This is a genomic window from Arthrobacter sp. ES3-54 (assembly GCF_029504395.1).
GTDB lineage: Bacteria > Actinomycetota > Actinomycetes > Actinomycetales > Micrococcaceae > Arthrobacter.
In genome coordinates this window covers 362,491-385,167 of record NZ_JAQFIF010000001.1, presented here as the reverse complement: position 1 = coordinate 385,167, position 22,677 = coordinate 362,491, and the positions used below count along the sequence as shown (strand labels likewise).

At 67.0% G+C, this 22,677-nt stretch carries 20 protein-coding genes, 1 tRNA gene and 1 pseudogene; 11 read left to right on the top strand and 11 right to left on the bottom strand.

Annotation, left to right across the window (positions count from 1 at the left end):
• The first annotated feature begins 60 nt into the window (after positions 1-60).
• The 6 genes from M2428_RS01850 to M2428_RS01825 all read left to right on the top strand — a co-directional run bounded on the left by M2428_RS01850 (position 61) and on the right by M2428_RS01825 (position 4,823).
• Entirely contained in the window at positions 61-504 is a 444-nt protein-coding gene (locus M2428_RS01850; RefSeq protein ID WP_277523049.1) for a hypothetical protein, read from the top strand.
• A 21-nt stretch (positions 505-525) separates the two neighbouring features.
• On the top strand, positions 526-1,398 hold the full coding sequence (locus M2428_RS01845) for an FAD:protein FMN transferase (RefSeq protein ID WP_277523047.1): 873 nt from the start codon (positions 526-528) through the stop codon (positions 1,396-1,398).
• Positions 1,395-2,978, top strand: coding sequence for an FAD-dependent oxidoreductase (locus M2428_RS01840; protein ID WP_277523045.1), 1,584 nt, complete (start codon positions 1,395-1,397; stop codon positions 2,976-2,978). The genes M2428_RS01845 and M2428_RS01840 overlap by 4 nt, the downstream gene beginning before the upstream one ends.
• Positions 2,979-3,147: 169 nt before the next feature.
• Positions 3,148-3,220 (top strand) — tRNA-Arg (locus tag M2428_RS01835).
• Positions 3,221-3,410: 190 nt separating this feature from the next.
• On the top strand, positions 3,411-4,484 hold the full coding sequence (locus M2428_RS01830; RefSeq protein WP_277523043.1) for a M4 family metallopeptidase: 1,074 nt from the start codon (positions 3,411-3,413) through the stop codon (positions 4,482-4,484).
• 42 nt (positions 4,485-4,526) lie between these two features.
• Entirely contained in the window at positions 4,527-4,823 is a 297-nt protein-coding gene (locus M2428_RS01825) for a protealysin inhibitor emfourin (protein WP_277523041.1), read from the top strand.
• Between the two features lie 37 nt (positions 4,824-4,860).
• On the opposite strand, the gene M2428_RS01820 is transcribed toward M2428_RS01825, so the two are convergent.
• Positions 4,861-5,826, bottom strand: a complete 966-nt coding sequence (locus tag M2428_RS01820; RefSeq protein ID WP_277523039.1) for a helix-turn-helix domain-containing protein — start codon at positions 5,824-5,826, stop codon at positions 4,861-4,863.
• Between the two features lie 92 nt (positions 5,827-5,918).
• Here M2428_RS01820 and M2428_RS01815 point away from each other — a divergent pair, with 92 nt between their 5' ends.
• Both M2428_RS01815 and hrpA read left to right on the top strand, forming a co-directional pair.
• Positions 5,919-6,086 (top strand): hypothetical protein, encoded by a 168-nt coding sequence (locus M2428_RS01815; RefSeq protein ID WP_164468553.1) that lies wholly within the window; start codon positions 5,919-5,921, stop codon positions 6,084-6,086.
• A 181-nt stretch (positions 6,087-6,267) separates the two neighbouring features.
• Complete coding sequence (gene hrpA / locus M2428_RS01810) at positions 6,268-10,293, top strand: ATP-dependent RNA helicase HrpA (RefSeq protein WP_277523037.1); 4,026 nt, start codon at positions 6,268-6,270, stop codon at positions 10,291-10,293.
• A gap of 74 nt (positions 10,294-10,367) precedes the next feature.
• Here the strand turns inward: hrpA and M2428_RS01805 are convergent, their stop codons facing one another.
• From M2428_RS01805 to M2428_RS01795, 3 genes are all read right to left on the bottom strand, one after another.
• A complete protein-coding gene (locus M2428_RS01805) occupies positions 10,368-10,796 on the bottom strand; it encodes an HIT family protein (RefSeq protein ID WP_277523035.1) in 429 nt (142 codons plus the stop codon).
• Positions 10,793-11,983: an NAD(P)-dependent alcohol dehydrogenase gene (locus M2428_RS01800; protein WP_277523033.1), complete on the bottom strand. Its 1,191-nt coding sequence runs from the start codon at positions 11,981-11,983 to the stop codon at positions 10,793-10,795. Before M2428_RS01800 ends, M2428_RS01805 begins: the two co-directional genes overlap by 4 nt.
• 442 nt (positions 11,984-12,425) lie before the next feature.
• Positions 12,426-12,815, bottom strand: a complete 390-nt coding sequence (locus tag M2428_RS01795; protein WP_277523031.1) for a hypothetical protein — start codon at positions 12,813-12,815, stop codon at positions 12,426-12,428.
• A gap of 294 nt (positions 12,816-13,109) precedes the next feature.
• Here M2428_RS01795 and M2428_RS01790 point away from each other — a divergent pair.
• A pseudogene (locus M2428_RS01790) lies at positions 13,110-13,970 on the top strand (HNH endonuclease signature motif containing protein); the annotation flags it as partial.
• A 71-nt stretch (positions 13,971-14,041) separates the two neighbouring features.
• On the opposite strand, the gene M2428_RS01785 reads toward M2428_RS01790, so the two are convergent.
• A complete protein-coding gene (locus M2428_RS01785; protein WP_277523029.1) occupies positions 14,042-14,914 on the bottom strand; it encodes a sulfurtransferase in 873 nt (290 codons plus the stop codon).
• A gap of 48 nt (positions 14,915-14,962) precedes the next feature.
• Between M2428_RS01785 and M2428_RS01780 the strand changes: the two genes are divergently transcribed.
• Entirely contained in the window at positions 14,963-16,069 is a 1,107-nt protein-coding gene (locus tag M2428_RS01780; protein ID WP_277523027.1) for a PLP-dependent cysteine synthase family protein, read from the top strand.
• A gap of 45 nt (positions 16,070-16,114) precedes the next feature.
• On the opposite strand, the gene M2428_RS01775 is transcribed toward M2428_RS01780, so the two are convergent.
• Positions 16,115-16,771 (bottom strand): MBL fold metallo-hydrolase, encoded by a 657-nt coding sequence (locus tag M2428_RS01775; RefSeq protein WP_277523025.1) that lies wholly within the window; start codon positions 16,769-16,771, stop codon positions 16,115-16,117.
• A gap of 118 nt (positions 16,772-16,889) precedes the next feature.
• Here M2428_RS01775 and M2428_RS01770 point away from each other — a divergent pair, with 118 nt between their 5' ends.
• Positions 16,890-17,351, top strand: coding sequence for a Fur family transcriptional regulator (locus M2428_RS01770; RefSeq protein ID WP_277523023.1), 462 nt, complete (start codon positions 16,890-16,892; stop codon positions 17,349-17,351).
• Positions 17,352-17,359: 8 nt separating this feature from the next.
• On the opposite strand, the gene M2428_RS01765 is transcribed toward M2428_RS01770, so the two are convergent.
• From M2428_RS01765 to M2428_RS01745, 5 genes are all read right to left on the bottom strand, one after another.
• Positions 17,360-18,247 carry a metal ABC transporter permease gene (locus M2428_RS01765; protein ID WP_277523021.1) on the bottom strand — a complete coding sequence of 296 codons (888 nt, stop codon included), beginning with the start codon at positions 18,245-18,247 and terminating at the stop codon, positions 17,360-17,362.
• Complete coding sequence (locus M2428_RS01760) at positions 18,248-19,063, bottom strand: metal ABC transporter ATP-binding protein (protein WP_277523019.1); 816 nt, start codon at positions 19,061-19,063, stop codon at positions 18,248-18,250.
• 49 nt (positions 19,064-19,112) lie between these two features.
• Positions 19,113-20,072 carry a zinc ABC transporter substrate-binding protein gene (locus M2428_RS01755; RefSeq protein ID WP_277523017.1) on the bottom strand — a complete coding sequence of 320 codons (960 nt, stop codon included), beginning with the start codon at positions 20,070-20,072 and terminating at the stop codon, positions 19,113-19,115.
• Positions 20,073-20,217: 145 nt separating this feature from the next.
• Positions 20,218-21,282 carry a hemolysin family protein gene (locus tag M2428_RS01750; protein WP_277523016.1) on the bottom strand — a complete coding sequence of 355 codons (1,065 nt, stop codon included), beginning with the start codon at positions 21,280-21,282 and terminating at the stop codon, positions 20,218-20,220.
• Positions 21,279-22,616: a hemolysin family protein gene (locus tag M2428_RS01745; protein WP_277523014.1), complete on the bottom strand. Its 1,338-nt coding sequence runs from the start codon at positions 22,614-22,616 to the stop codon at positions 21,279-21,281. Before M2428_RS01745 ends, M2428_RS01750 begins: the two co-directional genes overlap by 4 nt.
• Positions 22,617-22,677 lie beyond the last annotated feature (61 nt).

The window sequence follows — 22,677 nt, the reverse complement described above, 5'->3', positions numbered from 1 at the left end:
AACCCTGAAATGCCTGCACATTGTTCGCTGTCCGAGTTCCCGCAAAGAATCGAGTCCCGCATGAATACCGCCTTCCGCAAGAGCGTCCTCGTCGGCATTGCCGGCCTCTCCGTGGCCGGAACTGCGGCTGGCTGCGCCCCGTCGGCACAGGCGCCGGCCGCCGAGGCCGCGCCCCCGGCGTCCGAGTCCGCTGCCAGCACCGGTTCCTACAAGGACGGCACATTCAGTGCCGACGGGAACTACAAGTCGCCCAACGGCACTGAGACCGTCGGCGTGGAGCTGACGTTGGCCAGCGGTGCCGTGTCCGACGTGAAGATCACGCAGCACCCGTCGAATCCGAACACCCGCAAATTCCAGGGTGAATTCGCCAGCGGCATCCAGGCCCAGGTGGTGGGCAAGAAGCTCGACGAGATCAAGGTGTCCAAAGTGGCCGGATCCTCGCTGACCAGCGGCGGCTTCAACCGGGCCGTGGCGGATATCAAGACACAGGCCCAGGCCCAATAGCCCGACAGGGACAGAGGAATCGTGCTGCATCCGGGCTGGACGCACTTCAGTTTTGACGGGATCGGGACCCGCTGGGAGATATCCACGCCGTCCCGGCTCTCCGGCCAACACCGCCGTGAATTGCTCGCCACGGTGGAGAGGTACGACGCCGCGTGGTCCCGGTTCCGGCCCGACTCGCTCCTTGCGGACGCCGCCCGAACCCCTGGCCGCTATGAGCTGCCCGCCGAGTCAGCCGCCCTGGCCGAGCTCTACGGCACGCTGTACCGGCTCACCGGGGGTGCCATGACCCCGCTCATCGGCGGCAGCCTGGAGCGCCTGGGCTACGACGCCAACTACACCCTGCGCCCGGGCGGTGCGCCGGTTCCAGCGCCGCGCTGGGAGGAGGTGCTGGATTGGCAGGGCACCGCGCTGACCACCACGGCTCCGGTTGTGATCGACGTCGGCGCGGCCGGCAAGGGGCAGCTGGCCGATCTGCTCTCCGCCCAGCTCCGGGACGGCGGCTGCGCCGAGCACTTCATCGATGCCAGCGGGGACCTGCTGAATCCGGGCCCGGATCCGGTGGCGGTTGCCCTCGAGCATCCCTACGATCCCACCCGGGCCATCGGCACCGTCCAGCTGGGGGCCGGCGCGCTCTGCGCTTCCGCCGCCAACCGGCGGGCCTGGGGCGACGGGTTCCATCATGTCCTGGACGGCACCACGGGAGCGCCGGTGCGCAGCGTCGTCGCCAGCTGGGCCATGGCCGGGTCCGCTATGGTTGCCGATGCGCTCGCCACCGCATTGTTCTTTGTAGACGGTCCGCGGCTGGAGCAGGAGTTTGAATTCGCCTGGCTCACGGCCTATTCGGACGGGCACGCGGAATATTCAGCCGATTTTGAAGGGGTCCTGTTTTCATGACTGCCATCACCACCACTGCCCTCGGTTCGAGGCTGGACACCGCTTTGGGCCGGCTCACCATGTACCGGCTGGTGCTGTGGGTCCTGGCCGTCCTGGCCGGCTACAGCCTGCTGCTCAACGTGCTGGGCTGGCTGACGTTCGGGCTCCCGGAAATGCTGGCTCACCTGGCCCTGTGCCTTGGCTTGACGTACGCCTCCAGCCAGGGCCTCGCCGCACTCTTCCACGTACGGCCGCACACGGAATCCTCGCTCATCACCGGCCTGCTGCTGTACTTCCTGTTCTGGCCTAGCCAGCTGACTCAGGGCCTCCAGCTGGCGGAGCTCGCCGGCGTCGCCCTGGCCTGCGTGCTGGCCTCGGCTTCGAAGTATACGCTGGCCTGGCGCGGCCGCCACATCTTCAATCCGGCCGCGGCCGGCGCATTCCTGGCCGGGCTGACCGGGCTCAACATCGCCACCTGGTGGGCGGCCACGCCGGCGATGCTCTGGCTGGTGCTGCCGGGGGTGCTGCTGGTGCTCTACCGGACCGGGAAGTTCGCTATGGCTGCCGTCTTCACCGTGGTGGCCGTGTCCATCGTGGCCGCGGACCTCCTGGGGGCCGGGATGGAGCTGTCCGAGGCCCTGTGGCAGCCGTTCGCTCAGCGCCCGGTGCTGTTCTTCGTCGGGTTCATGCTCACTGAACCCCTCACCTTGCCCCCGCGGCGCTGGCAGCAACTGGCGCTGGCCGCCGTCGTCGGGGTGCTGTTCGCGGTACCCTACAACCTGGGCTTTGTGGCCAACTCCCCCGAGCTGGCGCTGCTCGTGGGCAACGTGCTCGCCTTCGCCGTTGGACAGCGCGGCGGGGTCCGGCTTCGGTTCGTCGCCAGCCGCCCGCTGACGCCGACGACGACGGAATTCAGCTTCCGCCCGGATCGCCGCGTGCGCTTCCTTCCCGGACAGTCCCTGGAGCTGCACCTGCCGCCAGGCACGGCGGGCGGAAGCCGCACCCGCAAGGGTGATGGAAAGGGAATCCGGCGCGTGTTCAGCCTGACCAGCGCGCCCGGCGCGGCCCTGCTGACGATTGGGGTGGGTACGGCGGAGCCGGTGTCTTCAGCCAAGCGCTCGCTCCTGGCCCTGGCCCCGGGCGACGGAATCAGCGCCACCACGATAAACGGCGACTTCCTCCTGCCCCGGAATCCGGCCACCCCCGTGCTGCTTATCGCGGCCGGAATCGGCATCACTCCGTACATGGCCCAACTGGCCGCAGCGCCAGCTGGAAGCTCGGCCGGGGACTCAGCCAGAGACCGCGACGTTGTCCTGCTGTACCTGGCAAAGAATGCCGCCGAACTGGGCTACGCCGAGGAGCTGCAGCGCTCCGGTGCGCGCATCCTGGCCCGGCTTGCCGACGGATCGGCGCCGCCGGACTTCATGGAGGACGCCGGCTCACGAAGGGTTGACGCCGCGGCCCTCAAGGAACTGGTGCCCGACATCGGCGGCCGGGAAGTGTTCGTCTCCGGCTCGCCCGCCAGCGTGAGTTCGCTGCGGGCCGCGGCACGTGGCGCCGGCGCCCGCCGGATTCACGTGGATTCGTTCACCGGCTACTGAGCGGGCCGGCCAATTCGCGGGACCGCCATGCTCTGGACCCCGCACCTAAGACGCGTTTGACCCCCACTTGTCTCCATAAATGGGTGGCGGTTTTCCATGGTTTTCCATTGGAGGCCACCTTCCTGCTAAGCTCTAGGACGTCCCGCTGGTAACGGCAGGATCCCTGGATGCCCTCGTAGCTCAGGGGATAGAGCGTCTGCCTCCGGAGCAGAAGGTCGTTGGTTCGATTCCAATCGAGGGCACAAAATATCGGCATCACCGGGAAAACCCCGCTGTCTCACTGAGACGGCGGGGTTTTTTTGCATTGAATCCCGCCCAAAGAACGCGGAAATCCAGCGGCTGTGCCCCTGCCCATTGTCGGTGCCCCCTCGTAGGCTGTTTTCATCGGTAGCGGGCTACCCTGCCCGCTCCGAAGCGTGAAGGGGGTCTCAAATGTTCTTTCCAACTCCGTACTGTTCCATCGTTCCGCCCTATATGCTCCGCCGGTTGGCAGCACAGCAAAAGCCGGAGTTCTCCAAGGCCGCCCGCGGGGCAAAGGAAGCCCTGCACCACGTCCCGAGCTTCCAGGCCTCCCGCGCAGTGCCCGGGCCCGGCAGGCATCCGGAGATACGGGAGCTCAAGCCCTCCGCGCCGGAGCGGACGGTCTATGACGCCAAGTCCGCCGAGCAGCTGCCCGGCAGCGTGGTCCGCAAAGAAGGCGAACCGCCCACCGGCGATCCCGCCGCCGATGAGGCCTATGACGGGCTGGGGCACACGCACCGCCTTTACGCGGAAGCCTTCGGACGGAATTCGATCGACGGCAAAGGACTCCGCCTTGATGCCACGGTCCACTACGGCCGCCTGTACGACAACGCGTTCTGGGACGGCCAGCAAATGGTCTTCGGCGACGGTGACGGCCAGGTCTTCGAGCGGTTCACGAAATCCCTGAGCGTGATCGGGCACGAGCTCACCCACGGCGTCACGCAGTACTCCGCCGGGCTGGTCTACCGCAACCAAGCCGGCGCCCTGAACGAATCGATGTCCGATGTCTTCGGGGCTCTCGTTGAGCAGTATGTCCGGAAGCAGTCGACGGCGGAGGCTAGCTGGCTGATCGGCGAAGGCCTCTTCACGGATCAGGTGCAGGGGACCGCTTTGCGTTCCATGAAGGCTCCTGGAACGGCGTACGACGACGATGTGCTCGGCAAGGACCCGCAGCCGGACTCGATGGACGGCTACGTGCGCACGAGGGCAGACAACGGGGGCGTGCACATCAACTCCGGAATCCCCAACCGTGCGTTCTGCCTGGTTGCCACGGCCCTCGGCGGCCATGCCTGGGACGCACCGGCACAGATCTGGTACGAGACGCTGACGGGCGGCACGCTGTCCCCCACCGCCACGTTCGGCGCCTTCGCCAAGGCCACTGCCGCCTCTGCCAAAGAGCTGTTCGGGGACAATTCCAAGGAACATGACGCCGTGCGCTCCGCATGGGAAACTGTGAAAGTAAAGTTCCCGGGGGCCCGACGATAAGCCAAGCCCCCGTAAATCGAGTCCAATTGAGATCCGAGTCCGATGAAGATAACTGTCCAGCGCAGTGGCGGCGTGGCCGGAATGAAGAGGACGTGGACCGTCCGGCCCGAGCCGCCGGACGACACCGACCGGTGGCAGCCGCTGATCGAGGCCTGCCCGTGGGACGACGTCGCCGGAATCAGTGGGACAACCGGCCAGCCGGACCGGTTCATGTACAGCATCCGGGCCGATCAGCGCCGGGCGGTCCTGCCGGAGCGTGCGCTGACGGGTCCGTGGCGCGACCTCGTCGAATGCGCCCGGGCCGCGGCTGAGGGGTCGGCGTCGCCGGGCTTTGGCTAGACGTTGCCTATACCGGTCGCCCTGTCTGCGGGGCCCATCATGCCGTGGCCAGGTGCCCCCGGAACGTGCGCCGGTAGGACTGCGGGCTGGTGTCCAGCGCCTTGGCAAAGTGGTGCCGCAACAGGACCGAATGCCCGAAGCCGGACTCCCTTGCGATTTCGTCGATATTGAGCTCCGTGCTCTCCAGCAGCTCCTGGGCACGCAGCACCCGCTGGGAATTGAGCCAGGCCGCGGGGGTGGCCCCCGTTTCCGCGCGGAAGCGCCGCGCAAACGTCCGCGGCGACATATGGACCCGGGCCGCCAGTTCGTTGACCGCGTGTTCCTCGTCCAGGTGCCGGACCATCCACTGCAGCAACTGCTCCATGGGCTCCGAGCCGCACTGCGGAATGGGCCGGTCGATGTATTGGGCCTGGCCGCCGTCCCGGTGCGGCGGGACCACCATGTCCCGGGCGATGGCGGCGGCCACCTTGGCGCCGAACTCAACGCGGACCAGGTGCAGGCAGGCATCGATCCCTGCGGCCGTGCCGGCACTGGTAATGATCCGGCCGTCTTCGACGTAGAGGACGTTTTCATCCACCAGGACAGCGGGGTACCGGGTGGCCAGTTCCTGGGAGTAATGCCAGTGCGTGGTGCAGCGGCGGCCATCGAGCAGACCCGCCCGAGCCAGAGCGAAGGCCCCGGAACAAATGGACATCACCCACGCACCGCGGGCATGGGCGGCCCGCAGCGCCTCCAGGACGGCTTCCGGAACGTCCTCGTCCCGGCCGTACGGCGCCATCACCACGAGGTCGGCGTCCGCAGTCGCTTCCAGCCCGAGACCGACGTGCATGGAGAGGCCGGATTTGAGCGGGACGTCGCCCGGCTCCGGGGCGCAGACGCGGAAATCGAATGCGGGCACGCCGCTTCCGCGGTCCGAGCGGTCGATGCCGAAGACCTCGAAGGCCGTCGCGAACTCGAAGATCGAGAAGTTGGGAACCACGATCATTGCCACTGATTTGATCATGACTCCATCCTGACAGAACAGTGGCAGAAATTATAGCTTTTTGGTCATTTCTGCCACTTTTTTAAGAGCCCGGACCGGAGAACCATAGAGGTATGGAACTCCTCGGAATCGCCCTCATCATCCTGGTTCTTGCCGGCGTCACCGCCACGATCTCCGCCCTCCGCAAGGATGGCCTCGGCCACACTCCACCCGTCCGCTCGGAAGAATACTGGATGGCCCGGGACCTGCCGAGCATCAACTACACGATGCGGAACATCTAAGTCCACGCACGCTTAGTCCACACGCCCATCGGGCCCGGTCATCCAGCCGGGCCCTCAACATGCGCCGGGACTGAACAACGCGAATTGAACAACGCGGCCGGACAGCCGGACCCGATAGCAGCACTGCACAGCCGCCGTCGCCACCCAGTGGACAGTCCGCCCCAGTAGACTGTCTCCAGCCATGACATTCCATATTTCCTACCCCGCCGAGCTACCGGTTTCCGAGCGCCGCGAAGATCTGATGGCCGCCATCGCGGCCAACCAGGTGACCATCATCGCCGGCGAGACCGGCTCGGGTAAGACCACCCAGATCCCCAAGATGTGTCTGGAGCTCGGCTTGGGCGAGAAGGGGCTGATCGGCCACACCCAGCCCCGCCGGCTCGCGGCCCGCACTGTGGCCGAGCGCATCGCGGAGGAACTCGGCGTCGAGATCGGCCAGGAAGTGGGCTTCCAGGTCCGCTTCACCGGCGAGGTCAGCCGGTCCACCAAGGTCAAGCTCATGACCGACGGCATCCTGCTGGCGGAAATCCAGCGCGACAGGCTGCTGCGCAAGTACAACGCCATCATCATCGACGAGGCCCACGAGCGCAGCCTCAACATCGACTTCATCCTCGGCTACCTCAAGCGGATCCTGCCGCAGCGCCCGGACCTGAAGATCATCATCACCTCGGCCACCATCGATCCGGAGCGCTTCGCCAAGCACTTCGGCACCGAGGAAGAGCCCTCCCCCATCATCGAGGTGTCGGGCCGGACATTCCCGGTTGAAATCCGCTACCGCCCGCTCTCCCAGCCCGCGGGTGCTGGCGCCGAAGACGGGGCCGGAGAAGGCGCAGCCGCGGACGACGAGCTCGAGGAGGACCGTGACCCGCTCGATGCGGTGTGCGACGCCGTCGACGAACTCGCCCAGGAAGCTCCCGGCGACGTCCTGATTTTCTTCTCCGGCGAGCGCGAAATCCGCGACGCGGCGGAGGCCCTCAACGCCCGCATCCAGTCCAACCGGCGCCTGGCCGGCACGGAGGTCCTACCCCTCTTTGCCCGGCTGAGCCTGCAGGAGCAGCACAAGGTCTTCCACCCCGGCAGCAAACGCCGGATTGTGCTGGCCACCAACGTCGCCGAGACCTCGCTGACGGTCCCCGGCATCAAGTACGTCATCGACACCGGTACGGCGCGGATCTCGCGCTACTCGCACCGGACCAAGGTCCAGCGCCTGCCGATCGAGCGCGTCTCCCAGGCCTCAGCCAACCAGCGCTCGGGCCGCTGCGGCCGTGTCTCCGACGGCATCGCGATCCGGCTGTACTCCGAGGAGGACTTCGAGTCGCGGCCGCTGTTCACGGATCCGGAAATCCTGCGCACCAACCTCGCGGCCGTCATCCTGCAGATGACCGCCATGGGCGTGGCCCGGGGACCGAAGGATGTGGAGAACTTCCCCTTCGTCGAGCCGCCGGATTCGCGCGCCATCAACGACGGCGTCAGCCTCCTGCGCGAGCTTGGCGCCCTCAGCGCCCGGGCCCAGGAACCAGCGGACGACGGCGACGGCCGCCCGGGCCGCCGGCCCGCCGGCGCTGCTGCCGGGAGAAACGGAGGCGGACTCACCGCAGTCGGCCAGCAACTGGCCCAGCTGCCGGTGGACCCGAGGCTCGGCCGGATGATCGTGGAGTCCGGCAAGCGCGGCTGTGTCCGCGAAGTCATGATCCTGGCCGCGGCGCTGACCATCCAGGACCCGCGCGAGCGCCCAACGGATAAGCAGCAGCTCGCCGCGGAGAAGCACGCCCGTTTCCGGGACGAGAACTCGGACTTCACCGGCTACCTGAACCTGTGGAACTACCTGCAGGAGAAACAGCAGGAATTGTCTTCCACGGCGTTCCGCCGGCTCTGCCGCAACGAGTTCATCAACTACCTGCGCGTCCGCGAGTGGCAGGACCTGTTCGCCCAGCTCCGCCAGCTCGCCCGGCCACTCGGCATCAGCCTGGACAACAAGCGCCTGGCCGATCCGGTGGGCCACCACGAGGGCATCCACATCAGCCTGCTCTCGGGGCTGCTGAGCCACGTCGGCATCCTCGACGAGCGCAAACGCGAGTACGCCGGCGCCCGCGGCAGCCGCTTCGCGATCTTCCCCGGTTCGGCGCTCTTCAAGAAGTCGCCCACGTTCGTCATGGCCGCCGAACTCGTGGAGACGAGCCGGCTCTGGGCACGCGTCGCGGCGAAGTTCGATCCGCTTTGGGCCGAGCAGGTGGCCCCCGACCTGGTCAAGCGCAGCTACAGCGAACCGCACTGGTCCAAAAAGATGGGCGCGGTGATGGCCCACGAAAAGGTCACGCTGTACGGCGTGCCCATCATCCCGAGCCGGCGCATCAACTACGGCAAGGTGGACCCGGAGCTCTGCCGCGAGCTCTTCATCCGCCATGCCCTGGTTGAAGGCGACTGGCAGACCCACCACAAGTTCTTCCACCGGAACCGTGCACTGCTGCACGAAGTCGAGGAGCTCGAGGCCCGGATGCGGCGCCGGGACATCCTGGTGGATGACGAGACCTTGTTCGAGTTCTACGACGCCCGGATCGGGGCGGAGGTCGTCTCGGAAAGGCATTTCGACAAGTGGTGGAAGGACGCGCGGCAGCAGGACCCCACGCTGCTCGACTTCGACCAGTCCCTGCTGATCAGCGAGGACGCCGCGGCCCTGGACGACTCGGCCTACCCGAAGACCCTGCTGCACAAGGGCTTCGAGCTGCCGCTGAGCTACGAGTTCCACCCCGTGGCGCCCGGTTCGCCGCCGAATCCTTCCGACGGAGTCACCGCCGAGGTCCCCGTGCTGTTCCTGAACCAGCTCGACGACGCCGCGTTCCGCTGGCTGATTCCCGGGCAGCGGGTAGAACTGGTGACAGCGCTCATCAAATCGCTGCCCAAGCAGATCCGAAAGAACTTCGTTCCTGCCCCGGATGTGGCCCGTCAGGCCGTCGCGGCGCTGGAAGCGGACTTCGATCCCGCCACAGACGAGCTCGAACCGTCGCTGGAACTGGTGCTGCGCCGGATCCGCGGACAGGTCATCCCGCCGGGGTCCTGGAACTGGGACGCTGTGCCTGCGCATTTGCGGGTCAGCTTCCGGGTGATGGATTCCCGCGGCAAGTTGCTTGACGAGGGCAAGGACCTCACCGCGCTGCAGGAGCGGCTGGCCCCTGCTACCCGCCGGGCCATCGCGGAATCCCTCGGCGCCACACCGGGCACCACTGCACCGGTGAAAGGGAAAGCCGGTGCAAATGGGAAAGACGCCCGGACCTCACGTGCCGGCACGTCGCCGTCGGCCGCCCTGGCGGCTGCCACAGCCGCGGCCCCGGGCGGGTTCACGGAAAAGTCCGGGCTCACGGACTGGACCTTCGGAACCGTCCAGCGCCAGGTCCAGGGCAGCGTTGGCGGGCACACCGTCACCGGCTACCCGGCCCTGGTGGACGAGGGAAACTCCGTGGCGCTGCGCCTGTTCCAGACGCCGTCGGAACAGCTGGAAGCCATGCGCGGCGGCGTCATCAGGCTTCTGGCCCTGAAGGTGCCGCCGCCGGACCGCTACGTTCTGGAGCACCTGAACAACACCGAGAAACTGACGTTCAGCCAGAACCCGCACGGTTCCGTGACGGCCTTGATCGCTGACTGCGCCCTGGCCGCCATCGACAAACTCACCCCGGCCGCACTGCCGTGGGACGAGACATCGTTCAAGGCGCTGTACGAGAGTGTCCGGGCGGAGCTGATCGACACCGTCTTCACGGTCACCGCCGTCGTCGAACGCATTTTGGCCAGCACGCGCCGGATCGAGAAGCAGCTCAAGGGCACCACCAGCCTGGCCCTCATCAGCGCGCTCAACGACGTCAAGATCCAGCTCGAACAGCTGGTGTATCCGGGATTCGTGGCACGCACGGGCTACGCCCAGCTCAGCCAGCTGCCCCGCTACCTCACTGCGATCGAAAAACGCCTCGAGAAGCTGCCGGGCAACGTCCAGCGGGACGCCCAGCACATGGCCGCCGTCCAGGCCCTCGAGGACGACTACGACGACGCCGTCTCGGCGCTGCTGCCCGGACGGCGAGCCGGTGCGGAGTTAACCCACGTGCGCTGGATGATCGAGGAACTGCGGGTGAGCCTCTTCGCCGTCGAACTCGGGACCGCCTATTCGGTGTCCGAGAAGCGCATCCGGGCGGCCCTTAACAAAGTACTGGCGCCGGCGTAGACCCCTGGGGAGTGCTGCGCCGGCGCCAGTACCTGGTGGCCGGAGTGGGTTGAGTGGCCGGCTGTGGCCGGCTTCTAGGAGGTAGGAACGTGCTCCGCGTGGCCAGCCGTGCGGAGGCCTTCGCGAAGCTTCTCCGCGTTGGCGTCCAGCCTGGCCGGATCCGGGTGCTGGTCCGCCGAGCCGAAATCAAAGTCCGCCATCGAGTTGGAGGGCCATACATGGACATGCATGTGGTTGATTTCGTAGCCGGCCACGATCAGCCCTGCCCGGGCGGCGTCGAACACGTCCACCTGGACGGCGCCGATCTTGCGGGCTACCTCCATGACCCGGCTGAGGACCTCCGGCGAGGCGTCCGTCCAGCGGTCCACTTCCTCGGTGGGCACCACCAGGGTGTGGCCGTCGGCCAGCGGGCCCATGGTCAGGAACGCCACGACGTCGTCCTCGCGCCAGACAAAGCGGCCCGGGATGTCGCCTTTGATGATCTTGGTGAAGAGAGTGCTCATGCGTCCGCCTTTTCTGCCGGGGACCCCAAGGTACTGACGTCCAGGACAAAACGGTACTTCACGTCGCCCGCCACCATGCGGTCGTAGGCTTCGTTGAGCTGGTCTGCCCCGACCACCTCGACGTCGGACACCACGCCGTGCTCTGCGCAGAAGTCCAGCATCTCCTGGGTCTCGGCGATGCCGCCGATCAGCGAACCCGCATAGGCGATCCGGCGCCGGATCAGCGCCCCGGGGTTGACGGGCGGCATTGCATCCTCGGGCAGGCCCAGCTGGAACAGCGCGCCGTCCAGGCGGAGCGTGCGGAAGTAGGGATTGAGGTCGTGCGAGGCGGCGACGGTGTCGATGATGACGTCGATGCTGCGGTTCGCGGCCTCCATCGCGGCCGGGTCGGTGGAGAGGATGACGTCGTCGGCGCCCAGCTCGCGGGCCGCGGCGAACTTGTTCTCCGACGTCGTGAAGACCTTGACCTTGGCGCCCATGGCCTTGGCGATCTTGACGGCCATATGGCCAAGGCCGCCCAGACCGACGACTCCGACCACGTCGCCTTCCTCGACCTCGAAGTGGTTCAGGGGCGAATACGTGGTGATGCCTGCGCACAGCAGGGGCGCGACGGCGGCGGGGTCCAGGGTTTCCGGAACCCGCAGGACATAGTTGCGGTCCACGACGATCGACGTGGCGTACCCGCCCTGGGTGATGGCGCCGTCGTTGCGCGCATCCTTGGCCCCATAGGTTCCCACCAGAGCCTTTTCGCAATACTGCTCGAGGCCGTCCAGGCAGCTGTCGCATTCGCGGCAGGAGTCCACCATGCAGCCCACGCCCACGCGCTCACCGATCGTAAAGTCGTCGACGTCGGAACCGAGCCGGGAGACCCGGCCGACAATCTCATGGCCCGGGATCAACGGGTACGTGTCGCCACCCCATTCGCCCCGGGTGGCGTGGACGTCCGAGTGGCACAGTCCGCAGAATTCGATGGCGATCTCGACGTCGTCCGCCTTCGGTGCCCGGCGGGAGACGGTCAAGGGAACAAGTCCGCTATCCGGTGCGGTGGCACCGTACGCGGCGGCCAGGGTGGGGCCGGCGGTCTGCGCGGCGCTGCCCGCGGTGGTGCTCGCGTCGGTGTTCGCGGCGGTGTCGAGATCCGGCAGCGGCTTGGCAAGGGGCGGGGGTACGGGACGTCCAGGTGTCATACGTTGACGCTACCCCCGGTCCCGGCATGTATTCCACTTTGGGTGGCTCGACGCTTGGGACGCGGCGTCGTCGCCGTCGTACTGGCGGTATACGCCACGATCACAACCGAAGCGGGCTGGGGCGTCCCTAAGCATGGGGGCTGCCACGTCGTGGGCGCGCTGGGGTGGAACTACGCCGTCAGGCCGCTCGAGGAATCTGACCTGAAGGAACGGTTCGGCGAAGAATTCCAGCAATATCGCGACACGGTGCGCTGCTGGATCCCTCAAGTATCGAAGACTAAGCCCTCTCAGAGACGATGACTTTGTCATTTTCGCGATTCCTCTGCCCAGGTTTGTGTGGCGGCCCGACGATGCGCGTCACGAGGATACGAGGCATGGCGGCCATCTTACGATCCGGTGAGCTGCACGCCCGCTGAGGTACCTCGTCGTGCGGGAATACTACTCAGCGATGCGGGTCCACGACCACCTGAACGTCGTCTTCATAGAGGAGATGCCCCGGGGTTGGTGAACGAAGTTCTTCCCATTGCACTCCGTAGCGGTCCAACAGATTCAAGTAGCCGGGGATCCTGGCCAGCAGGTGCGCGGCGCCGGCCTTAAACCATGCTTGGGCGTGCGGGTTTCGCGTACGGTCGTAGACGGTGGGATCGATGAGGTTGGGGTCGGGATAGGCGGCGTCGTACCAGGCATTCGCATCCTGCCACCACTGGTGGTCCTCATCGCTTAGCTTTCCATTGCTCGCCAATCCGTTGGCCGAGCCGAATATCCCGACGTAGATCCCGCGGGTATTCACTTGTGTTGCTTGGTACCTGACAAATTCGGGTGCGTCGTCCATGCACTAATCCTTCATTGTTCCGTCAGACGAGCCGGCAGGGTCCGTCCGTAAGAAGCTTTCGTCCCAGACTGAATTCCGAGCGTATTCCATCGGACAGGGGGCCCAGGCGGGGGAACGTGTCCGACGCGGCGGGAGGCGCACGTAGCTAGCCCGACGACTTGGATGCCTCGGAAAACAATCGATTAATGACACAGGCTGGCCCACAGCGGAGCGTAAGCGGGGAGCACGACGCGATTCCGATATCGTTTCGCGACGCTGAGTAGTTCGATGCGGAGGATTCTTGTGCCGCGGCGGGCCTTGAGCCGGCACGCCGACACCCTTCGCGCCACCGGGGACCCCCGCTCCCGCGGCCAGGCCATGGCCGACACCCTGGTCGAACGCACCACCGGCACCCCGGGCGGGATCACCGGAGTCGAAATCCAGCTCATCATGATCGACCGCACCCTCTTCCAGAGTGACAGTGAGCCGGCCCGGCTCCCCGGCTACGGCACCGTCCCCGCCGGCTGGGCCCGCGCCCTCATCAACGGCACCAAGGCTAAAGACAGCGCCGTCGGCGTCGGCTCGCCCGGACAAAATGGTCCACAGGAACCCGGCGAACCAACCGGAGGTCCCACTGAACCCGGCAGTTCCCCTGGACCCGGTGGCGCGGGCGGGAGGGCCGATGACACCGCGTTCCGACTCTCGCTCCGCCGGCTTTACACCCACCCCTGCAGCGGCGAGCTCATCGGCATGGACTGGCGCGCCCGGCTCTTCCCGCCCGGGCACCGCCGGTACATCCAGGCCCGCGACGACACCTGCCGCACCCCCTACTGCGACGCCCCGATCCGCCACCTGGACCACATCCCCCCCCACCACACCGGCGGCGCGACCACGACGGACAACGGCGCGGGTCTCTGCGAAGCCTGCAACCACACCAAAGAAGCCCTCGGCTGGAGCGCCCACCCAGTATCCGCCGCAGCACTTGGGGACAGCCGCCACACCATCGAACTCGCCACCCCCACCGGCCACATGTACCACTCCACCGCACCTCCACTGCCGGGGACGCCCCTCCGTCCTTCAGCCACGGTTCAGCCGGAGTCCCGACACCGGCGCCGGCTCCTGCACCAGGCGAAAACGCTGAAGCGCGGCAGGCTCAAAGAGATGCCGGCAGCCTAGGAAATCACTGACCGCCTGAGAGGATCAGGCCCTGCGGCTACCCGCGAACTGGCCGGCCCTCCTGCTGGCATTCAGTGTGAAGCCGCGTCCCCGCCATACGGTTCGGGTCCGGTGACAACATCGTTCGCGGCACCTTGGCACCACTCCGAAAATGATCCCGGGTATAAGGCCGCGGAAAAGCCGGCGACCTCGAGGGCGGCGATCTCGTGGGCCGCCGTCACCCCGGATCCGCAGTACACGGCGGTGGGAACGTCCGCTCTGTAGCCGAGTCGCTCGAAGCGCGCCCGCAGCTCCGCCGGGCCAAGAAAACGCCCGTCGGTCTCCAGGTTTCCGGTGGTGGGGGCACTCACGGCGCCTGGGATATGGCCGGCGCGGGGATCCACGGGTTCGATTTCCCCGCGGTACCGTTCGGCCGCCCGGGCGTCCAACAGCAGCCCCTGCCGGCCCCAGGTGGCGGCTTGTTCGGCGTCGATCGCGGGCATGTGGCCCTCGGACAGGGTGACGTTTCCGGGCAAGGGCTGTTCGGGCCCCTCCGCCACTTCGAACCCTGCGGCACGCCAGGCGGCCAGGCCGCCGTCGAGCAGGTGAACCTGCCGGAATCCGGCGTTGCGCAGCATCCACCACAGCCGGGCGGCGGCCATGTTGCCGCTGTCGTCGTACGCTACAACGGCGTCGCCGTCGTTGATGCCCCAGCGGCGCGCGGACTCTTGGAACTGCTCCAGCGGCGGCAGCGGATGCCTTCCTCGTCGCGGCTCCGCGGGTCGGGCGAGTTCGGTGGCGAGATCCACGAAAACGGCTCCGGGGATGTGTTCGCGCAGGTAGTGGTCGTGACCGTGCGGGTCACCGAGCGCCCAGCGAACGTCAAGGAGCACTGTGCGCTGGCCGGTGTCGCCGGCGCCGTCCAGCCGGTCTTTGAGGGCAACGGCATTGAGAAGGGTGTCCATTTCCCCACTCTATCTTCGGCGTCCCGCCGCCCCCGGTAGGCTGTAGCGGTGAACACCGCGCACCAGCAGGACCGGGTCTGGGCCGACGACGCCGTCCGCCGGATCAACGCCGAAAACAACCGCTCCGCCGACACCCACCTGTATTCGGTGCCGCTCCCGGACCACTGGGGCGTGCAGCTGTACCTGAAGGACGAATCCACGCACCGCACGGGCAGCCTCAAGCACCGGCTGGCGCGATCGCTGTTCCTTTTCGGCCTCGTCAACGGCTGGATCCGGGAAGGCACCACGATCGTCGAGGCTTCCAGCGGCAGCACCGCCGTCTCCGAGGCCTATTTTGCGCAGCTGCTGGGCCTGCCCTTCATCGCCGTGATGACCCGGACCACCAGCCGCGAGAAGATCGCCCTGATAGAACAGTTCGGCGGCTCATGCCACCTAGTGGACCACGCCTCCGAGGTCTACGAGGCCGCCGCGGATCTGGCCAGCAGCACCGGCGGGCACTACATGGACCAGTTCACGTACGCCGAACGGGCCACGGACTGGCGCGGGAACAACAACATCGCCGAGTCGATCTTCGGCCAGCTGGCGATGGAGGAGCACCCGGTCCCCCGCTGGGTGGTGGTCGGGGCCGGCACCGGCGGGACCAGCGCCACGATCGGCCGCTACCTGCGCTATCACCGCCACGAGACGAGGCTCGCCGTCGTCGACCCGGAAAATTCCGCGTTCTATCCGGGCTGGCGGGACGGTCGGCCCGACGGCGGGATCCCCGCCGCCGGCGGAACGGCGGCTGCTTCCCCTTCACGCATCGAGGGCATCGGCCGGCCGCGGATGGAGCCGAGTTTTGTGCCAGCCGTGATCGACCACATGATCCAGGTTCCCGACGCCGCGTCAGTGGCGGCCATGCGACACCTCAGGGAACATGCCGGACTGCATGCGGGCCCGTCCACCGGGACCAACCTCTGGGGCGTGTGGCAGCTCATCGCGGCGATGATCGAGGAAGGCCGCAAGGGCAGTGTTGTGACCCTCATGTGCGACGCCGGGGACCGCTACGCCGGGAATTACTACAACCCGGAGTGGCTGGACGCCCAAGGCCTGGATCCCGAGCCCCACGAGGCCGTGCTGCGCGAGTTCTTCCGAACCGGCGTCTGGCCGGCCTGAGCCGCAGCCTGATCAGTCGGCCTGCCGCCGGTGCGGCCGCCTAGGCTAAACCTCCACGGAATCGCCGCTGGAGAGGTGCCGGTACTCGGTGCCGTACTTGGCGCCGATCCGGGTGACATGTCCCTCCACCAGGCCGCGGCCCAGCTCGTTCAGGAGCGCGTCGTGGATCGGGAAGGCCTGCGGGGCGCGGACGCCGATTACAAAGTCCACCACTTCACCCACCTTGTTCCACGGGGCGTGGATGGGTACCAGCAGCGTCTTGACTTCGACGCCGTCGGGAACCGCGAAGGAGTCCCCCGGGTGGTAGACGTTGCCGTCGACGAGGTAGCCGACGTTGGCCACGACGGGGATCTGCGGGTGGATGAGGGCGTGCTGGCCACCATATGTCCTGACCGTGAAGCCCGCGGTTTCAAATTCCTCGCCCGCGCCGGCTGCATGGATGCGGCTCCCGGCGTCGGGCGCCTTGCCGCGAAGCGTTGCGGCCACCGCCTCCGGAGCGAAAAGTTCAAGGGCAGTGTTCGACTGCAACGCCGCGGCGACGGCGTCGACGTCTACATGGTCCGCGTGCTCGTGGGTGATGAGCACGGCATGTGCTCCGGCCAGGGCCTCATCCGTCTCCGAAAATGTGCCCGGGTCAAACACCAGCACCCGGCCGTCCTGCTCGAGGCGGACACAGGCGTGCGTGAATTTGGTCAGCTTCATCCGGCCAGCCTAGGCACCAGCCGCCACAGTGTCCACGGACCCCGGCTGGTAATCTTGGACATTGCCACCACACCGCAGCGAGTCCCACCCGCGAATCCTTGACGAAGCGAGTTCCACGATGTCCCAAGGCACCACCGCCGGCAGCAGCCGGACTCCGGCCTCGGCACCCGTGCAGGGTAAGGAACAACGCGTCACCAAGCAGCGCCTCGCCGTCAGCGCCGCCCTGGACGACCTGGCGGACTTCGTGAGCACCCAGGAACTGCACCGCATCCTCCAGGAGCGCGGCACCACGGTGTCCCTCGCCACGTCGTACCGGATCCTGCAGTCCCTCGCGGACGACGGGCTGGTGGATGTCCTGCGCAACGCCGACGGCGAAGCGGTCTACCGGCGCTGCGCCGTCACCGGGCACCACCATCACCTGCTGTGCCGCAACTGCGGCAAGGCGGTGGAAGTGGAAGCCCCTGCAGTTGAGGCCTGGGCCGCGCGGATCGCGAACGAGCACGGCTTCACCGCGGTGGAGCACACGGTGGAAATCTTCGGGCTGTGCCCCGAATGCACAGCCAATCAGGCCGGCCAGTAGCCGCAGGCTCAGGCCGCCGCAGCCACGTTCTGCACGACCCGCCCGTTGAGTCCCCGCCTGGCCCGGGCACTGCCGATCATCCGGCAGGCAACGTAGATCAGGAAGGACAGCGTGGTCACATAGGGGCTGATCGGCAGCCTGCCGCCGAGGGCCAGCAGGATGCCGCCGACGGTCGCCGTCATCGCGAAGACGATGCTCAGCATGACCACGAGCCGGGGCGAGGACGTGACGCGCATGGCGGCCGCCGCTGGCGTGATCAGCAGGGCCAGCACCAGCAGGGCGCCCACAATCTGGATGGACAGCGCCACGCTGATGCCCAGCAGCACCATGAAACCAAGGGCCAGGGCCCGCACCGGCACGCCGCGGGCGATGGCGACGTCGGGGTCAACACTGGCAAAGGTCAACGGCCGCCAAATGGCGACCAGCGCCAGCATCACCACGACGGCGGCGAACGCCAGGACCTGCAGCTGGACCGTTCCCACCGACACGATCTGCCCGGTGAGCAGGCCGAACTTGTTGGCCGCCCGGCCCTCGTACAGGGACAGGAAGAGGATGCCCAGGCCCAGCCCGAAGGGCATGATGACGCCGATGATCGAGTTCTTGTCCCGCGCGCGGACGCCCATTACGCCCAGCACCACGGCGGCCAGGACCGATCCCGCCAGCGAGCCGAGGATGATGTTCGCGCCGATCAGCAGCGCGAATGCCGCTCCGGCAAAGGAGAGCTCCGAGATTCCGTGGACCGCAAACGCCAGGTCGCGTTTCATCACGAAGGTGCCCATGAGTCCGCCCAGCAGGCCGAGGACGGCGCCGGCCCAGATGGAGTTCTGCACCAGGACCAGCAGCTCGCCATAGTTTTCGAAATTGAAGATTGAATGCAGCAGGCTGCCCAGATCCACTCAGCCCACCTCCCCCGCGACAGAATGCGCGTCCTCGTGGTGGTGCGTCGCGGCATCCGGCAGCCCCACGACGATCAGCCGGCCATTGGCCTGGATGACTTCAACATGGCTGTCGTACAAATCGGAGAGCACCTCGGTGGTCATGACCTCGGCGGGTGTGCCCACCCGGAACCGGCCGCCGGCCAGGTACAGGACCCGGTCCACATAGTCCATGATCGGGTTGATCTCGTGGGTCACGAACACCACGGCGCTGTCCGCCTCACGGCATTGCTTGTTGATCAGGGCGCTGACGCCCTGCTGGTGCTGAAGGTCGAGGGAGAGCAGCGGCTCGTCGCACAGCAGCACTTTGGGATCCGTGGCCAGGGCCTGGGCCACGCGCAGGCGCTGCTGCTCACCGCCGGAGAGCTGCCCCACCGGCACCTTGGCGTAGTCGGTGGCGCCCACGAGGTCCAGGAGCTCATCGACCTTCCGGTTCACTTTTGCGTTGCCCAGGCGGATGCCCCAGCGGTGGCCGTCGACGCCGAGGGCCACGAGGTCGCGGGCGCGCAGGGGCGTATCCGGGTCGAATGTCTTCTGCTGGGGCACGTAGCCGATCCGGCGGCTGCCCCGCTCAACGGGATGGCCGTCGAGCACGGCGGTTCCCGTGGTCAGCTCCTGCAGGCCGAGCAGGACCTTCAGAAAGGTGGTCTTGCCGCTGCCGTTGGGACCGAGCACGGCAAAGAATTCACCCGGGTTGATGTCCAGGTCCAGGCCCTCCCACAGGGTGCGTTGGCCGAACGCCAGGGAGGCGCCGCGGAGGCTCACTACCGGTGTCAAAAGGGGGTTCCTCGATTTTCCGCGGAGACGGCTGCTCCGGCTGTTGCGATCATCCTAGGGCCTTGCCGATGCTCTCCACGTTCGCGGTCATCCACTGCAGGTAGGACTGGCCATCCGGGAGGGTTTCGCTAAAGTTCACTACCGGGACGCCGGCGGTCTCGGCGGCCTTTTTCAGCGCCAGCGTCTGCGGTCCCTCGGTCTGGGTATTGTAGGCCAGCAGCCGTACGCCCCGGGATGCCACGAGATCGACGGCGGCCTTGAGTACGGCGGGCGGGACGTCGGCGTCTTCCTCGATCGCGGCCGTGTACTCCGCCGGGGTCTCGTTTTCCAGGCCGGCGTCCTCGAGCAGGTACAGCGGTACCGGCTCGGTGACGGCCACGGGCACGTGGCCTGCCGAGGACTTGATGGCGGCGAGCTTGGTTTCCAGGCCGCCGAGCGAGGCCTTGAAGGCCGCCGCGTTGGTCCGGAACGTCTGCGCCGATCCCGGTTCCAGGGTGCCCAGCTTGTCGGCGACGGCGTCCGCGAGGCGGGACATGGCCGGAAGGCTGTACCAGACGTGCTCGTTCAGCCCGGTGTGCTCGTGGGTGTGGCCGGCGGAGTCGGGGCTCGCCGCTGCGGTGCTTGCGGCGGCCAGGCCGGAGACGTCCACGGCGTTGATGATGTTGCTGCTCTCCAGCCCGGTGTCGGTTGCCAGCGTGTCGATGAAGGCGTCGTATCCCCCGCCGTTCTCCACGACGAGCTCGGCCTTGGAGACGGCCAGCTTGTCCTGCGTGGTGGCTTCGTAGGAGTGCGGGTCCTGGCTGGTGCGGTTGATGATCGAACTGACCCGGACCTTGTCGCCGCCGATGCTGGAGATGATGTCGCCGTAGACGCTGGTGGAGGCGACGACGTCGACCACGCCGTCACCGGCGGTCCCGCGTGAACTGCCCGCCGTCGGACTGCACGCGGTGAGCAGGAGGCCTAAGCCGGCAAGACCAGCCAGCATGGCTCGGGCAGCGGGACGACGCACGGGAACCTCGGATCTGTTATTGAGAATCAGGAGCAATAGCAACAGCCCGAGTGTATCCCTAAATAGGAATCATTCCTATTTAGGGATACCCGGCATCCCGTGCTGCGGTCCGTCCGCGCTGGGCTGTCCGTTACTGGGCTGTCCGCTACTGATCTTGGCCCAGCCTGCGGTAGCCGGTGGCCTGCGTCGCGTCCCGGATTTCGCCGACGAGCTGCTCGATCACGTCTTCCAGGAACAGCACCCCCTGGGTCAGTCCGTCGGGGCCGATCACGCGGGCCAGATGCGAGCCCGTGCGCTGCATGACGGACATGGCCTTCTCGATTTCGTCGTCCATGGCCAGGTTCGCCAGCGACCTGATGCGGCTTTCCGCGATCGGCTGGTGGTACCCGGCGTCCGGAATGGACAGCACGTCCTTGATGTGGAGGTAGCCGGAGAGCATGCCGTCATCATCGAGCATCGGGAAGCGCGAGAACCCGGTCCGGCTCACCGCCTTTTCGAATTCCGCCGGCGTGGTGGCCGCCTTGAGCATGACGAGCTTTCCCAGCGGCACCATCACGTGGGACGCCGTGTGTTCGGAGAACTCCAGCGCTCCGGTAATGAGTCCGGCGTCGTCGTCCACGAGTCCGTGGCGGGTGGATTCCTGCACGATCGACTGCACTTCTTCAAGGGTGAAGGAGGACGTGACCTCGTTCTGGGGCTCAATCCGCATCAGCTTCAGGATGTGGTTCGCGGACCAGTTAAGCGCCGTAATGACGGGTTTGACCAGCCGCGCGATGAACATCAGCGGCGGCGCCAGCAACAGCGCCGCCTTGTCCGCGACCGACACGGAAATGTTCTTGGGCACCATTTCGCCGAAGGTGACGTGCAGGAACGTCACCACCAGCAAGGCGACGGCGAAAGCCACAATATCCGCGGCCCCCACGGGGACGCCTGCCGCTTCCAGCGGCACGGCCAGGAGGTGGTGGATCGCGGGCTCGGCCACCTGCAGGATCAGCAGCGAGCAGACGGTGATGCCGAGCTGGGCGCACGCAAGCATGAGGGACACGTTTTCCATGGCCCGCAGCGTTGTCTGTGCGCGCTTGGAGCCGGCCTCGGCCAGCGGCTCGATCTGGCTCCGGCGGGCGGACATGATGGCGAATTCCGCTGCCACGAAGAAGGCATTGCCCACCAGCAGGAAGGCAAGCCACAGGATTCCTGCCCAGTCGCTCATGCGGCACCTGCCTGGCTGGCGGGCTGGTCGTCGCCGGGCACCCGGGTGGGCCGGAAACAGATCCGGTCGATCCGGCGGCCGTCCATGCGGGTCACGCTCAGTGTCCCGCCGACGACGTCGACAGTGTCGCCGACTGCCGCGATCCGGCCGAGCTGGCTCATGACGTAGCCTCCCACCGTTTCGTAGGCAGCTTCGTCGGGCACGGTCAGGCCCGGGATCTGTTCGGAGAGTTCATCGGGCCGGAGCAGGCCGGGGAAGTACCAGTCCCCCGAGGCGCTCTGGAGCAGGCCGGGGCGGACCTTGTCATGTTCATCGGCCACTTCCCCGACGATTTCCTCCACGAGGTCTTCCAGGGTGGTGATGCCGGCCGTTCCGCCGTACTCGTCCAGGACGACGGCCAGTTGCAGGTTGCCCTCGCGCAGTTCGGCGAGGAGGGCGTCCAGGTGGATGGTTTCGGGGACCTGGAGCACATCGGTCATGATGGCCCCGGCCTGCAGCTTGGCGCGGCGGTCCGAGGGCACTGCGATGGCCTTCTTGACATGGACCACGCCACGGATGTCATCGGAGGACTCGCCGATCACCGGGAAACGGGAGTATCCGGTGCGCTTGGCGGCCTCGACGATGTCCGAGACCGGCTGGTCGGCATCGATGGTCTCCACGCGGATGCGGGGGGTCATGACGTCCGCGGCGGTCCGCCCGGAGAACTTAAGAGTCCGGGCGATGAAGTTGGCAGTTCCGGCGTCGAGGGTGCCCATGGCCGCGGAGCGGCGCACGAGCGAGGCCAGTTCGGCCGGAGTGCGGGCGCCGGAGATTTCCTCCTTGGCCTCCAGCCCGAAGACGTTGAGGACCTTGTTGGAGAAACCGTTGAGCACCACGATTGCGGGCTTGAAGATGGCGGTGAAAACCAGCTGGGGTCGGGCGACGGCCTTGCCGATCGGGAACGACAGCGCGATGGCCATGTTCTTGGGCACCAGCTCACCGATCAGCATAGAGAGCAGGGTGGCCACCGCCATCGCGAGGACCAGGGACAGCGAGGCAGCCGCCGCTGGCGGGACTCCGAGCGCGGTGAGGGGACCCTCGAGCAGCTTGCCGACGGACGGTTCCATGACGTAACCGGTTAGCAGCGTGGTCATGGTGATGCCGAGCTGGCAGCTCGAGAGCTGGGTGGAGAGCGACTTGAGACATTTGAGCAGGGGCTCGGCGGCGGTGTCGCCGGTGTCAACGGCGCGCTGCACCGTGGCCTGGTCCAAGGCGACCAGGGAAAATTCCACGGCGACAAAGAATCCGGTGCCGAGGATGAGCAGCAGGCCTGCTGCAAGGAGTAGCCATTCCATCTCAGCGGCCTGCTTCCGCAGCAGCGGCAGCGGCAGAGACGCAAAAGAAGGGCCGCTGCAG

Excerpts from the sequence above, each read along its gene's own strand:
- M2428_RS01850 (WP_277523049.1), top strand. The coding sequence starts at position 61 with ATGAATACCGCCTTCCGCAAGAGCGTCCTCGTCGGCATTGCCGGCCTC.
- M2428_RS01820 (WP_277523039.1), bottom strand. The coding sequence starts at position 5,826 with ATGATCAAATCAGTGGCAATGATCGTGGTTCCCAACTTCTCGATCTTC.
- M2428_RS01795 (WP_277523031.1), bottom strand. The coding sequence starts at position 12,815 with ATGGACGACGCACCCGAATTTGTCAGGTACCAAGCAACACAAGTGAAT.
- M2428_RS01800 (WP_277523033.1), bottom strand. The coding sequence starts at position 11,983 with ATGACACCTGGACGTCCCGTACCCCCGCCCCTTGCCAAGCCGCTGCCG.
- M2428_RS01805 (WP_277523035.1), bottom strand. The coding sequence starts at position 10,796 with ATGAGCACTCTCTTCACCAAGATCATCAAAGGCGACATCCCGGGCCGC.
- M2428_RS01770 (WP_277523023.1), top strand. The coding sequence starts at position 16,890 with ATGTCCCAAGGCACCACCGCCGGCAGCAGCCGGACTCCGGCCTCGGCA.
- M2428_RS01825 (WP_277523041.1), top strand. The coding sequence starts at position 4,527 with ATGAAGATAACTGTCCAGCGCAGTGGCGGCGTGGCCGGAATGAAGAGG.
- M2428_RS01830 (WP_277523043.1), top strand. The coding sequence starts at position 3,411 with ATGTTCTTTCCAACTCCGTACTGTTCCATCGTTCCGCCCTATATGCTC.
- M2428_RS01815 (WP_164468553.1), top strand. The coding sequence starts at position 5,919 with ATGGAACTCCTCGGAATCGCCCTCATCATCCTGGTTCTTGCCGGCGTC.
- M2428_RS01775 (WP_277523025.1), bottom strand. The coding sequence starts at position 16,771 with ATGAAGCTGACCAAATTCACGCACGCCTGTGTCCGCCTCGAGCAGGAC.
- M2428_RS01785 (WP_277523029.1), bottom strand. The coding sequence starts at position 14,914 with ATGGACACCCTTCTCAATGCCGTTGCCCTCAAAGACCGGCTGGACGGC.
- M2428_RS01750 (WP_277523016.1), bottom strand. The coding sequence starts at position 21,282 with ATGAGCGACTGGGCAGGAATCCTGTGGCTTGCCTTCCTGCTGGTGGGC.
- hrpA (WP_277523037.1), top strand. The coding sequence starts at position 6,268 with ATGACATTCCATATTTCCTACCCCGCCGAGCTACCGGTTTCCGAGCGC.
- M2428_RS01745 (WP_277523014.1), bottom strand. The coding sequence starts at position 22,616 with ATGGAATGGCTACTCCTTGCAGCAGGCCTGCTGCTCATCCTCGGCACC.
- M2428_RS01840 (WP_277523045.1), top strand. The coding sequence starts at position 1,395 with ATGACTGCCATCACCACCACTGCCCTCGGTTCGAGGCTGGACACCGCT.